The organism is Cupriavidus sp. BIS7, assembly GCF_000292345.1.
Classification (GTDB): domain Bacteria; phylum Pseudomonadota; class Gammaproteobacteria; order Burkholderiales; family Burkholderiaceae; genus Cupriavidus.
Genome location: NZ_ALOU01000009.1, coordinates 121,462 through 133,871, shown reverse-complemented (window position 1 = coordinate 133,871; position 12,410 = coordinate 121,462). Strand labels below are relative to the sequence as shown.

Genomic DNA, 12,410 nt, shown 5'->3' with positions numbered 1-12,410 from the left:
TGGGCTGCAAACTCCATATGCATTGGAGTCCCACCGCTCGTTGCGTCGCGCAAGGCACAGCAAGGCCGCGGCCACGCTCGCCGTTCCGGCTCAGTCCTCCCGCCGGCAGAAGCAGTACACGAACTCCTGTGGCGCGTTCCACGGCGTGGTGTGCATATCGACACTGTGCTTCAGCAGCGTAAAGTGCGTGCCAAAGGTATTGTGCAGTGCATCAGGTTCGTAACGCATGACGGGCAGGCCGCTGCATTTCTCGGGGCCGTTCGGCCCGAACGTTCCGACGATGGCAAAGCCGCCCGGCCGCAGCGCCTTCAGCACCTGCGCCACATAGGCCTGGCGCTGCTCGGTGGTGGTCAGGAAGTGGAACACGGCGCGGTCGTGCCAGATGTCCACGGATGCCTCGGCGAACTCATGCTCCAGGATGTCCGCAGCGATCCACCTCACCGACGCGGCGCGTGGGCCAAGTCTCTCTGCAGCAACCTCCAGGGCCTTGGCGGAAATGTCCAGCACGCTCACGTTTCGGTAGCCGGCGGCCAGCAGGTCGTCGACCAGGGTCGCCTCGCCGCCGCCCACGTCGATGACGGCGGCATTCTGCGGGTCCAGGCCGGTGGCGTTGATGTACTTCAGTGATTCGCTCAGGTGAGGCGTGTACCAGCTCACGGCATCGGGAGCCTTGGTCTTGTAGACCTGCTCCCAGTGATTTTTGCGTCCCATTGTTTCCCTGCGTTAGTGCTCGCGGCCCGATCTCAAACGCCAATATAGAGCCAGCCCTGCCGTTGCCGCGTCACGATTTCATCGATGGCCGATGATGCAATGAGAGTATGCGGCAACAGCCGCGTATCCTCGCCTGCATTGCGCAACCGCTCCACGGTATTGCCGCAGGCGACGAACGACAGGTTCTTGTGTGCGTGCCGCATCTGCTGGATGCGTTCGGCATACGGGGAGATACCGGCACGCAGCATGTCCAGGCCACCTTCGTTGGCCACGACTTCCACTTGCATCGAGTCTCCCCGGCTGTCGCTTGAGCGCAGCAGTTGCTCGGCCTCGTCCAGTATCGCCTTGATCCTGACGGGGTTGGAAGAGCCAATGTGCAGCAGCACCTTCTGGTGATTCTGCATGGGGGTGACCTGAGCGACCTGAGCGACCTGGGCGACGCCGGGCTGGCTACCGGTACCCAGCGGGCCACGCGCAAACCATCCGCCTGTCACGCCAACGGCCGCGATCAGGCCTGCAGCCATGGCATGGGTTGGCCACCGCGTATGCCAACGCGATCCGCCGCCGGACGTGGATTGCGGCACCGGCATGGGCAGGGCGTGCTGCACCATTTCCTTGAGGCGCCACAGATCGAACGCGCGTTTGCCAACGGCGGGGTCGTCATTGATGATGGACAGTACACGCCCGCGCTCGATATCGTCGAGCTGGGCATCAACGAATGCGTTGAGCAGTTCATCCGATACGTCGTTCTTCATTTCAGCCTCACCACGTTGTCTGCCGTCTCTACCGCATTGGCGTGCCATCGCGGTGCGGGAGCCAGCAATTTTGCCTTCAGGGCCTGCCGCGCGCGCGACAGGCGACTCATCACGGTGCCCACGGGAATGTCGAGAATCTGCGCAACCTCGGCGTACGAACATTCCTCCACATCGACCAGCACCAGCACCTGACGCTGGCCCAGCGGCAGGCACTTGATCGCGGCCCTGACCCTTGTAACGATTTCATTCCGGGCGCAGTCGTCTTCCGGGGTGCGATCGCTCACCAGATGCTGCTCGGCCACCTCGTCGATGTCTTCCGTCGCCCGATGCTGACGAAGATGGTCGCGCAGGCAGTTCGCCAGGATGCTGAACAGCCAGCTATCCATGGTCGCCAGATCCCGCAGCTGCGCCGAATTCTGCAATGCCTTGGAAAGGCATTCCTGCACCAGGTCATCGGCCAGCACCGCATTGCGGCACCATGCGCGCGCCATGCGATAAAGCCTTGGGCGGCTGCCCTCCAGCTTGTCGTGGAACTCTCTGGATCTGCCCAGCAGGCCGAAAATTTTCATCGCGCTTTTGGTGTCGTTATGGGGATGACGTGCAACGGGACTACCGGTCTCCTTGTAAGACGTCCGGGCACGGCAAGTTATTCCATCTATTACGTCTGAAAAATTCCTGGAATAAATCGGGGGAGTCCTGCGTCTTAACCATCAATGGAAGCGTACCGGCGTTGCACACGGCGACCCTGCCTCCGTGCATCGCGCATCAGCATACGGGATGGCGGGAAAACTCGGGTTTCTCCCTACCCCGGCAGCGATGCGCCATACGCAGTCCTGATGCGAAGAAGCGGCACCTGGCGTGCGCTGCCGCTTCACGTTGCCATACCCATAAGACGGCGTACACGAGTACGCCAGCGCGCCGAGGAGGAGACGCATGTCGAACATGACGCAGCGGCGGGGCCGATTGAGGCCCGCGCCGGAGGGCTTTCTTTCGCCGGAAGAGATCAGGGAGGTCGAGACCGGCCGCCGGGGCTTTCTGCGCCGCAGTCTTGCGCTGGCCGGTGGCGCAGCCGTTGCGACTGTTGCAGGCAAGGCTGCCGCCGCGCAAGGCGAGGGGGATCCCGCCATTCTCGATTTGCCGCCGTGGAGCACCTCGCTCGGCAAGGGTGTTGCAACGCAACCGTACGGCATGCCTTCGTCGTACGAAAAGAACCTGGTGCGGCGTCAAAGCCCCGGGTTGACGCAGGTGCCGCAGTCATCGGTCGCCTTTACGCCATTGCAGGGTCTGTTCGGCATCATCACACCCAGCGGTTTGCACTTTGAGCGGCACCATCAGGGCTGGGTGGATATCGATCCGAACCAGCACCGCCTGATGATCAACGGCCTGGTGAAGAATCCGAAGGTCTACACCATGGATGACCTGATGCGCATGCCTTCGGTGTCGCGCATCCATTTCATCGAGTGCGGCGCCAATACGGGCATGGAATGGGGCAACGTGGCCGTGCCCACCGTGCAGTACACGCACGGCATGCTGTCCTGCAGCGAATTTACCGGTGTGCCGCTGTCGGTGCTGCTGGAAGACTGCGGCTTCGACAAGAAGAACGGCAAGTACGTGCTGGCCGAAGGTGCCGACGGCTCCGGCATGACCCGCACCATTGCCATCGACCGCGCGCTCGATGACGTGATCGTCGTCTGGGGGCAGAACGGCGAAATGCTGCGTCCCGAGAACGGCTATCCGCTGCGGTTGGTCGTGCCGGGCGTCCAGGGCGTGTCCTCCGTCAAATGGCTGCGTCGCATCAAGGTGGGAGATATGCCGTTCGCTGCCAAGGACGAGGCCGTGCACTACGTTGACCTGATGCCGGACGGCACGCTGCGCCAGTACACGTCGGTGCAGGAATGCAAGTCCGTCATCACGTCGCCTTCCGGCGGGCAGTTCCTGATGGAGAAGGGTTTCTACAACATCACGGGGCTGGCGTGGTCCGGGCGCGGGCGCGTCAAGCGCGTGGACGTGTCGGTCGACGGCGGCAGGAACTGGCGTACTGCACGTCTGGAAACGCCGGTCCTGAGCAAGGCGCTTACGCGCTTCAACATCGACTGGAACTGGGACGGAAAGCCTGCCACGCTGCAAAGCCGCGCGATCGACGAGACCGGGTTCGTGCAGCCAAAGATCCGACAGTTGCGCGAGGTGCGCGGCACCAGGTCGATCTATCACAACAACGCCATTCAATCGTGGAACGTTGCCGAATCCGGGGAGGTGTCCAATGTCCAGGTCGACTAACCGGATCGTTGCGGCCGCCGCGCTGATGCTGTGTGCAGGCGTTGCGCTCGCGCAGGGGAATGGTTCGGCCAGCCTTGGGCGTGCTGCCACGCCGGCGGAGATTCGCGCGTGGGATATTGACGTGGGCCCCGATTTCCAGGGGCTGCCAAAAGGGTCAGGCACCGTAGCGCAGGGCCAGGAGGTCTGGGAATCCCGTTGCGCTTCGTGTCATGGCACGTTCGGCGAGAGTTCCGAGGTATTCGGCCCGCTGACAGGCGGCACGACCGCGGAAGACATGAAGCGCGGGCGATCGGCCACGCTGGCTTCGCCGCATCCATTGCGCTCCACGCTGTCCAAAGTTGCCACGCTCTCGACGCTATGGGACTACATCCACCGTGCGATGCCGTGGAACGCGCCCAAGTCGTTGTCGAACGACGAGGTGTATTCGGTGCTGGCGTACCTGCTGAACCTGGGCGAGATCCTGCCTGCCGATGCAACCCTGAGCAGCGACAACATTGCCGAGGTCCAGAAGACCATGCCGAACCGCAATGGCATGACGCGCGCGCACGGGTTATGGGAGACCCGGGGCAAGCCCGATACGCATAACGTCGCCTGCATGAAGAACTGCGAGGCCGAGGTCCGTGTCACGTCAACGCTTCCGCTTGAGGCACGTGACGCGCATGGCGACCTGTCGCAGCAGAACCGGCCGTACGGGGCGATTCGCGGTGCGCAGACCATGCTGCCGCCGGGCACGCGGCCTGCGGGTGGCGCGGACCCGGCCCGCAGTGCCGGGAGCAAGCCGTCGCTTCAGTCTCTGGCCAGCCAATCCGGATGCATGGCCTGTCATGGCGTCACCAACAAGATCGTTGGGCCGGCATTCCAGGACGTCGCCGCCAAGTACAAGGGCGATGCGGCAGCGCCCGCCAGGCTGCTGGCAAAGGTCAAGGTTGGCGGTTCTGGAGAATGGGGCGCCATTTCCATGCCGCCGCAAAGTCAGGTCAAGGAAGACGACCTGAACGCGCTGGTTCGATGGGTCCTGGCCGGCGCGAAATGATGTTGCAGATGGCGATTGCAGGCCCGCGGATCATTCATGACACGCCTACCCAACCAAGGCGGCAGCAAGAAGGAGAGAGACGATGAATCAAACACGTAGACAAGCACTCAAGGCAGGCGGCAACCTTGCGCTGATGGGCGCGCTGTTTGCCACAGGGCTGACCAGATCCGTGCTGGCCCGGGCAGCGGAACAGGCGGCAGCCGGATGGAACCCCGCAGCGTTCGCCACCACCAGTGTGGACGGCACGATCAAGGCCCTGAACGGCACCAGTGCCGCACAGAGCGCCGAGATCACGCTGACCGCGCCCAGCATTGCCGAGAATGGCGCCGTGGTACCGATCACGGTCACCAGCAATCTCCCCAAGACCCAGTCGATCGCAATTCTGGTCGAGAAGAACCCGAACACGCTCGCTGCCGCGTTCGACCTTGCGGAAGGCACCACGCCGACCGTCAATACCCGCGTCAAGATGGGGCAAAGCTCCAACGTCTATGCGCTGGTGAAGGCGGACGACAAGTTCTACGTGACCTCGAAGGAAGTCAAGGTCACGCTCGGCGGCTGCGGCGGTTGATCACAAGATACTGAGAGGGAGTACGAGATGGCAAATCCGATGCGGATTCGTGCGTCCATGCAGGGCGACGAAGTGGACGTCAAAGTCTTGATGAACCACATCATGGAAACGGGGCAGCGCAAGGACACGAACGGTCAGGTGATCCCGGCCCATTTCATCCAGACCGTGAAGGCAACGTGCAACGGCAAGACTGTGTTGTCGGCACAGTGGGGGCCAGCGGTTTCGGCCAACCCGTTCCTGGCGTTCAGGTTCAAGGGCGGGGCGAAGGGAGACAAGATTCAGGTGACGTGGGTGGATAACCGCGGGGAATCGCGCACCGACGAATCGACCATCAGCTGATAACGGCTGTTGCCCGGCGCGGCACCGCCGGGCGCGACAACAGACAGCCGGCCGCACCGGCTGCAAGGAGGAGGCCACATGCATCATCAGCGTAGCTCGATCGCGGCGGCGTTCGTCGCCGCGATCGGCATCGGCGCGTTCGCCAGCCTGGCTGCCGCCCAGGACGGCGCGAGCAAGGTCAGTTCACCGGAAGACGAGATTGCCAGATACCGCGAGATGCTGCAGGACGGAAATCCCGCCGACCTGTGGATTGCGCGCGGGGAGGACTTGTGGAAGCAGAAGCAGGGCCCCCGGCAGGCCAGCTTCGAGCAATGCGACCTCGGTCTTGGCCCCGGCGTGGTCAAGGGCGCCTATGTTCAGTTGCCCCGTTTCTTCCAGGACACGGGCAAGGTACAGAGCCTGGAGTCGCGGCTGTTGACCTGCATGGTGCGGCTGCAAGGGTATTCGGAAACGCAGGCCAGCAAGAATCACTTCTCCAGCGACGGCAAGCAATCGGACATGGAGGCGCTCGTTGCGTATGTCGCCAGCGAGTCCGATGGCATGAAGATCAACGTGCCGTTGTCGCACCCGAAAGAAAAGGAGGCTTACCGCATTGGCGAGCAGGCATTCTTCTTTCGCGCCGGTCCACATGATTTCTCGTGTGCGACGTGCCACAGCCAATCGGGCAAGCGTATCCGTCTGCAAAGTCTGGCCAATCTGACGGACACCACAGATGCACAGAAAGTCTACGGTACCTGGCCTGCGTACCGGGTTTCGCAGGGCACCGTGCGATCGACGGAATACCGGCTGTATGACTGTCTGCGCCAGCAGCGCTTTCCGCCTGTGCAATACGGATCGGAACTGACGACCGCGCTCACGGAGTACATGGCGCGCAACGCAAATGGCGGGGTCTTCTCCGCCCCCGGACTGAAACGCTAAGGGGACACAAGGTCATGAACACCATCCATGCACGTGCCCTGGCAGCTTGTGCCCTGATGCTGACTGGCGTGGCCGCTGCCCACGCCGAGTCCGCGTCGACAGCCACGGAGCGCGCGGCGGCCCTCGCCGTGATCAAGGCCGGGTTTGCCGATGCCAGTCCCGAGTGGACCGCCCGGCTGAAACAGGACGAGGCGCAGGCGGTCTGCAGCCAGTACCGCAATGAGCCGCCCGCGAAGGTGCGGCAGAAGCTGGAAAAGGCGCAACTTGCCACGCTGGTGTATCCCGCATCGGGCAAGTTGACAGGGGACTGGCGCGAAGGCGAGAGGGTCGCGCAGGAAGGCCGTGGCCTGCAGTTCTCGGATGCGCCGGGCGGCCCGGTTGGTGGCAACTGCTACGCGTGTCACCAGATGGCCCCCAAGGAAATCGCATTCGGCACGCTGGGCCCGTCGCTATATCAATACGGCAAGCTGCGCGGCAACTCGGAGGCGCTGGTGCGCTACACCTACAGCAAGATCTACAACTCCCAGGCGTACGCAGCGTGCTCGAACATGCCGCGCTTTGGCCATCAGGGCATCCTGAGCGAGCAGCAGATCCGGGATGTGGTCGCGTTCCTGCTGGACCCCGAATCCCCGGTCAACCAATAAAGCCATTTAGCTGGCAGCGTCATCAGGAGGATGGCTTCATGTCGATGCACCGAAGGGAGTTCCTGCAGGTTCTGGCCGTGGCGGCAGCCGGCGGATTTGCGCTTGACAGCGCCATGGCAGCCGGCAGCGATGGCGGGTACTACGACATGCCCCGCTTCGGTAATGTCAGCCTGCTGCATTTCACCGATTGCCACGCGCAGTTGCGGCCAATCTATTTCCGCGAGCCCAATGTCAACATGGGCGTGGCCGCAGCGGCCGGGAAGCCGCCACATCTGGTGGGCCAGGCGCTGCTCAAGCACTTTGGCATGAAAGAACGCAGCCACGATGCCTATGCGTTCACGTACCTCGATTTTGCGCAGGCCGCGCGCACCTACGGCAAGGTCGGCGGCTTTGCGCATCTGGCCACGCTGGTCAAGCGCATGAAGGCCAGCCGCCCGGGCGCACTGCTGCTGGATGGCGGCGACACGTGGCAAGGCTCGGGTACCGCGCTGTGGACCAACGGGCTGGATATGGTGCAGGCCTGCAAGCTGCTGGGCGTGGACATCATGACCGGACACTGGGAATTCACGCTCGGGCAGGAGCGCGTCAAGGAGTTGGTGGAGCAGGAACTCAAGGGCAAAGTCGAGTTTCTGGCACAGAACATCAAGACCACCGATTTTGGCGACGCGGTGTTCAGCCCTTACACGATTCGCCAGATCAACGGTGTGCCGGTGGCCATCATTGGCCAGGCTTTTCCCTATACGCCGATTGCCAACCCGCGCTACCTGGTGCCCGACTGGAGCTTCGGCATTCAGGACGACAACCTGCAACAGGTGGTGGACGAAGCGCGCGCCAAGGGCGCGCAGGCCGTGGTAGTGCTGTCGCACAATGGCATGGACGTGGACCTCAAGATGGCCTCGCGCGTGCGCGGCATCGACGCCATTCTGGGTGGCCATACGCATGACGGTGTGCCGACCCCGGTCATCGTCAGGAACGGCGGTGGCCAGACGCTGGTCACCAACGCGGGCAGCAACGGCAAGTTCCTGGCGGTACTGGACCTTGACGTGAAGGGCGGCAAGGTGGTCGATTACCGCTACAAGCTCATGCCGGTGTTCGCCAACCTGCTGCCGGCCGATCCGGAGATGGAGGCGCTTATCCAGAAGGTCCGCGCGCCGTATGAGTCCCGTCTGGGCGAGCAGCTCGCGGTGTCGGAAGACGTGCTGTATCGGCGTGGCAATTTCAACGGCACGTTCGACCAGCTCATTCTTGATGCGTTGATGGCCACGAAAGATGCGGAAATCGCGTTTTCGCCGGGTTTCCGCTGGGGGACATCACTGTTGCCGGGGCAGCCAATCCTGATGGAAAACGTGCTGGACCAGACCGCCATCACGTACCCGTACACGACCGTGACGCCGATGACGGGGGCCACCATCAAGACCATCCTTGAAGACGTCTGCGACAACCTCTTCAACCCCGACCCGTACTACCAGCAGGGCGGTGACATGGTGCGCGTCGGCGGTCTGCAGTATGTCTGCAGTCCAAACGCGGGTATCGGCAACCGCATCAGCGGCATGTCGCTGCATGGCAAGCCGATCGACGCGGGCAAGACCTACAAGGTGGCCGGCTGGGCGCCAGTGTCGGAGGATGCGAAGCACGCGGGCGGCGAGCCGATATGGGATGTGGTTGCGAAGTATCTGCGCGACCAGAAAGTCATCAAGCCGCGCGCCCTGAATCTGCCGCGTCTGACGGGCATGGACGGCAATCCTGGCATTGCATGAATGATCTGAACTTGGAATAACCCGCAGTCATCCTGCATCGATGCTTTCGGCGGCGCTATCGATCAATCGCGATGCCACGGTGGCATCCGCGATCGTATCGAATGCCAGCAGGGCGAGACGGGCCAGATAGAGCGAGGCGTTGGCTTCGCCGAGCGCCGTCATGGTTTTGCACAGGTGCGTATAAACGGTATCGAGTTCGGTGTCGGTCACGGTGGTACTCCGGTAGTCCTGATATTCCTTGATGCAGGTGGGTTCACGAATGCAGGCAACGGTGCATGGCATCCGCAATGCCCGCTGCGGAGCCGGTCAGCCACCGGCCAAGCAGGTGCCCGTCGGGGCGAACCAGGTAGAGCGTGCCGGGGTGCGCGCCGTAGCGGGCGAATAGCCGCCCGGTGTGGTCCCACGCACACTGGCCCGAGCCCGTGGATGGCCGTTGTGCACTGACCGGCAGGACCGCGAACGGCACACCCCGGCCCTGCATCGTGTCTTCCAGTGCCGCCAGGCCCGCAGGCACGGCCCCGTCCTGCGTGAATGCCAAAACCGTGAAGCGGGGGCCGATCAGATCGGTCAGATGGCCTTCGCGCTCCGCATCATCGGCGATGATCGTGAGCGGTATCTCGGGCAGCACCGCGCCCGGTACGGGGCCTGACTGGAAAGCATCGGTGTCAGCCACGTTCAGCGGCGAAGCCGAGTAGGTGATTGCCGAGGTCTGGCGCGGGTTGATCAGCGAACGCAGGCCCTCGTGCCTGACCGCGAGTCCGAGAACGGCCTTGCGCATCAGGTCAAACGCAAACGACGGCGGGGCCATGAACTCCGTGCTCTTGGTGCCATAGCTGAGGTTTTCGTGCGTGGCGTAGACGCGCTCGTCGGAATAGCTGTCGAGCAGCGTGTCGCCAGCATGACCCTTGATGACGAACGCCAGCTTCCATGCGAGGTTGTCCGCGTCGTCGATGCCAGAGTTTGCGCCGCGCACGCCGAAGATCGGCACCAGATGCGCGGCGTCGCCGCCGAACAGTACGCGGCCGTGGCGATAGCGTTCCAGCGTCAGCGCGTTCGCCTTGTAGATCGTGATCCAGATCGGCGCCCACCGCCCTCGCTCGCCCATCATGTCCAGCAGGCTCTGCACGCGAGGCATCACGTTTTCTGGCTTCACTGCCGCGTCGGGGTCTTCTCCGTCGCGCAGTTGGTAGTCGATGCGCCAGACGTTGTCAGGCTGCTTGTGCACCAGCACGGTCGAACCGGGGTTGGAGGGCGGATCGAAGTAGGCCAGCCGCTCGGTGGGACGGTTGCTTTCCAGCTTGATATCGACAATCACATAGCGGCCTTCGTAGCTGGTGCCCTGCAACTGCAGGCCCATGGCTTCGCGGATGGTGCTGCGGCCGCCGTCGCAGGCCACTACCCAGTCGGCCTCCAGCGCATAGTTGCCAGCCGGCGTGCCCAGCTGCAGCTTGGCGCCGTCATCGCGCGTGGACAGGCCCGTCACGCGTGTCTGCCAGCGGATGTCGATCAGGTCGGCGTGCCTTTCTGCAGCATCAAGCAGGAACTGCTCGATGTGGTACTGCGCCAGGTTGACCATCGGCGGCAGCTTCTGGTCCACATCCTGCGGCATCGTGAAGTGCAGCACCTCCGTATCGCGGTAGAAGCTGCGCCCGCCGGTCCATGGCAGGCCGGTCTTGAGAAAGCCGTCCACCGCGCCCACGCGCTCGATGATCTCTAGGCTGCGGCGCGAGATGCAGATCGCGCGGCTGCCGTAGCAGACCGAATCGTCGGCCTCGATCAGTACGCTGGCAATACCGTGGCTGGCCAGTCCCAGCGCCAGCGTAAGGCCCACGGGCCCGCCGCCGACGATGGCCACCTTGTGGCGCCTGGTCTCGACGCCATCCCGCAGCGCAGGTACTGCGGCAGCGTAGGTCTTTGCCGCAAAGGGATAGGGTTGGAAAGCGATACCCATGGTTGACTCCGGATTCGAAATGTCAGGCCGGCGCGTGCTTGCGGATCGGCAGCACCATCACCACGATGGCGCCGATCACCAGCAGCACGGCTGCGTAAAGCAGGCCGGCGGTAAAGCTGTGCGTGGCATCCTTGAGCCAGCCCACCACCAGCGGATTGAGCGCCGAGCCGATATTGCCGGTGGCGTTGATCACGGCGATGCCCACGGCACGCGCGCGCAGGCTCAGCGCATGGTCGGGCGTGGTCCAGAAGATGGACATGGCCGTATAGGAACCCGCGGAAGCCAGGCAAACGCCCAGCAGCTGCACGGCGGGATGCGCGGAGTACGCCGTGCACAGCCAGCCTGCGGCGGACCACAGCATTGGCAGCATCAGGTGCCACTTGCGTTCCTGCTTGCAGTCGGATCGACGGCCCCACCAGATCATGGCAACGATGGTGCAGATCTGCGGGATTGCTGCGAGCAGGCCGATGGTGCGGTTGCTGGCGTCGGCGCTGAAGCTCTTGACGATCAGCGGCGTCCACACTGCAACCATTGCCAGCGTGTTGACCAGGCAGAAATAGGCGAGCGCGAACTTGAGCACGGCCGGGGACAGCAACTCTGTCAGCAGCGACTTGGGCGCGCCTGCGGCGGCAGCGGTGGCGGCCTGCATCGCGTGTTCGTCGGCCAGCGTGCGCGCCAGCACGGTCTTTTCGTTGCTGTCGAGCCAGTGAGCCTGGTCGGGCGTGTCGTCCAGGTAGGCATAGACCGCCAGGCCGAGGATGGCCGAAGGCAGCCCTTCAAGCAGGAACAGCCACTGCCAGCCCTTGAGCCCCCACGTGCCATCCAGTCCAAGGATGTAGCCCGACAGTGCCGAGCCAACCGCCGCGGTGACCGGCATGGCAATCATGAACAGCGCGTTGGCGCGGGCCCGGTAAGCGCCCGGGAACCAGTACGTCAGGTACAGCAGCATGCCGGGAAGGAAACCCGCCTCGGTGATGCCGACCAGAACGCGCAGCACATAGAGCGTATGCGGGCTGGTGGCGAACATCGTCGCTGTGGAGGCCAGCCCCCATGCCACCATGATCACCGCGATCCATCGCCGCGCGCCGATGCGGGCCAGCACGATATTGCTAGGGATGCCGAATGCGATATAGGCGATATAGAACAGCGTGGTGGCCAGCCCGAACTGCGTGCCGGTGAGGCCAAGGTCCTTCATCATGGTCAGCCCGGCAAAACCGATGTTGATCCGGTCCAGGAACGAGAAGAAGAACAGCAGGAACAGGAACCACAACAGCCGCCGCGATACCTTGCCGACAACGTGCCCGGCGGCCGGGGACTGGGTAGATGGAACGTGGGGGGACGATGCTGAAATCGAGGGCGTTGCCATGCTGCTTGTCTCCGGGATCTGGGCTATCTCGGGCTGGGCCCGATGCAATCGCTCGGCGCGTCAACGATATGACGCGTGGCGATGGCCGGAG

13 protein-coding genes are annotated in these 12,410 nt (G+C 63.5%); 7 read left to right on the top strand and 6 right to left on the bottom strand.

The window, feature by feature from the left end; translation table 11 throughout:
• Nucleotides 1–90: 90 nt before the first annotated feature.
• From B552_RS0103435 to B552_RS27075, 3 genes are read right to left on the bottom strand one after another with little or no spacing between them, the layout of a single operon-like run.
• Complete coding sequence (locus B552_RS0103435; protein ID WP_019447605.1) at nt 91–711, bottom strand: class I SAM-dependent methyltransferase; 621 nt, start codon at nt 709–711, stop codon at nt 91–93.
• A 32-nt stretch (nt 712–743) separates the two neighbouring features.
• Nucleotides 744–1,466 (bottom strand): hypothetical protein, encoded by a 723-nt coding sequence (locus B552_RS0103430; protein WP_019447604.1) that lies wholly within the window; start codon nt 1,464–1,466, stop codon nt 744–746.
• On the bottom strand, nt 1,463–2,035 hold the full coding sequence (locus B552_RS27075; RefSeq protein WP_019447603.1) for an RNA polymerase sigma factor: 573 nt from the start codon (nt 2,033–2,035) through the stop codon (nt 1,463–1,465). The genes B552_RS0103430 and B552_RS27075 overlap by 4 nt, the downstream gene beginning before the upstream one ends.
• 364 nt (nt 2,036–2,399) lie before the next feature.
• On the opposite strand from B552_RS27075, the gene soxC reads away from it, so the two are divergent.
• The 7 genes from soxC (at nt 2,400) to soxB (ending at nt 9,002) form a co-directional block, all read left to right on the top strand.
• On the top strand, nt 2,400–3,743 hold the full coding sequence (gene soxC, locus B552_RS0103420) for a sulfite dehydrogenase (protein WP_019447602.1): 1,344 nt from the start codon (nt 2,400–2,402) through the stop codon (nt 3,741–3,743).
• A 25-nt stretch (nt 3,744–3,768) separates the two neighbouring features.
• A complete protein-coding gene (locus B552_RS0103415) occupies nt 3,769–4,776 on the top strand; it encodes a c-type cytochrome (RefSeq protein WP_237718157.1) in 1,008 nt (335 codons plus the stop codon).
• Between the two features lie 82 nt (nt 4,777–4,858).
• Nucleotides 4,859–5,344 (top strand): thiosulfate oxidation carrier protein SoxY, encoded by a 486-nt coding sequence (gene soxY / locus B552_RS0103410; protein WP_019447600.1) that lies wholly within the window; start codon nt 4,859–4,861, stop codon nt 5,342–5,344.
• 27 nt (nt 5,345–5,371) lie between these two features.
• The gene (gene soxZ / locus B552_RS0103405) at nt 5,372–5,683 is read left to right on the top strand and encodes a thiosulfate oxidation carrier complex protein SoxZ (RefSeq protein ID WP_019447599.1); all 312 of its coding nucleotides are present in this window, start codon (nt 5,372–5,374) and stop codon (nt 5,681–5,683) included.
• Between the two features lie 78 nt (nt 5,684–5,761).
• Nucleotides 5,762–6,601, top strand: a complete 840-nt coding sequence (gene soxA / locus B552_RS0103400; RefSeq protein WP_019447598.1) for a sulfur oxidation c-type cytochrome SoxA — start codon at nt 5,762–5,764, stop codon at nt 6,599–6,601.
• 14 nt (nt 6,602–6,615) lie between these two features.
• Complete coding sequence (soxX, locus tag B552_RS0103395) at nt 6,616–7,245, top strand: sulfur oxidation c-type cytochrome SoxX (protein ID WP_019447597.1); 630 nt, start codon at nt 6,616–6,618, stop codon at nt 7,243–7,245.
• Nucleotides 7,246–7,289: 44 nt separating this feature from the next.
• Nucleotides 7,290–9,002 carry a thiosulfohydrolase SoxB gene (gene soxB / locus B552_RS0103390; RefSeq protein WP_026035273.1) on the top strand — a complete coding sequence of 571 codons (1,713 nt, stop codon included), beginning with the start codon at nt 7,290–7,292 and terminating at the stop codon, nt 9,000–9,002.
• A gap of 27 nt (nt 9,003–9,029) precedes the next feature.
• Here soxB and B552_RS0103385 read toward each other — a convergent pair whose 3' ends face one another.
• From B552_RS0103385 to hpaX, 3 genes are read right to left on the bottom strand one after another with little or no spacing between them, the layout of a single operon-like run.
• The gene (locus tag B552_RS0103385) at nt 9,030–9,212 is read right to left on the bottom strand and encodes a hypothetical protein (RefSeq protein WP_026035272.1); all 183 of its coding nucleotides are present in this window, start codon (nt 9,210–9,212) and stop codon (nt 9,030–9,032) included.
• A 43-nt stretch (nt 9,213–9,255) separates the two neighbouring features.
• Nucleotides 9,256–10,953 (bottom strand): FAD-dependent oxidoreductase, encoded by a 1,698-nt coding sequence (locus tag B552_RS0103380; protein WP_019447594.1) that lies wholly within the window; start codon nt 10,951–10,953, stop codon nt 9,256–9,258.
• 22 nt (nt 10,954–10,975) lie between these two features.
• Nucleotides 10,976–12,319, bottom strand: a complete 1,344-nt coding sequence (gene hpaX / locus B552_RS0103375) for a 4-hydroxyphenylacetate permease (protein WP_026035271.1) — start codon at nt 12,317–12,319, stop codon at nt 10,976–10,978.
• Nucleotides 12,320–12,410 lie beyond the last annotated feature (91 nt).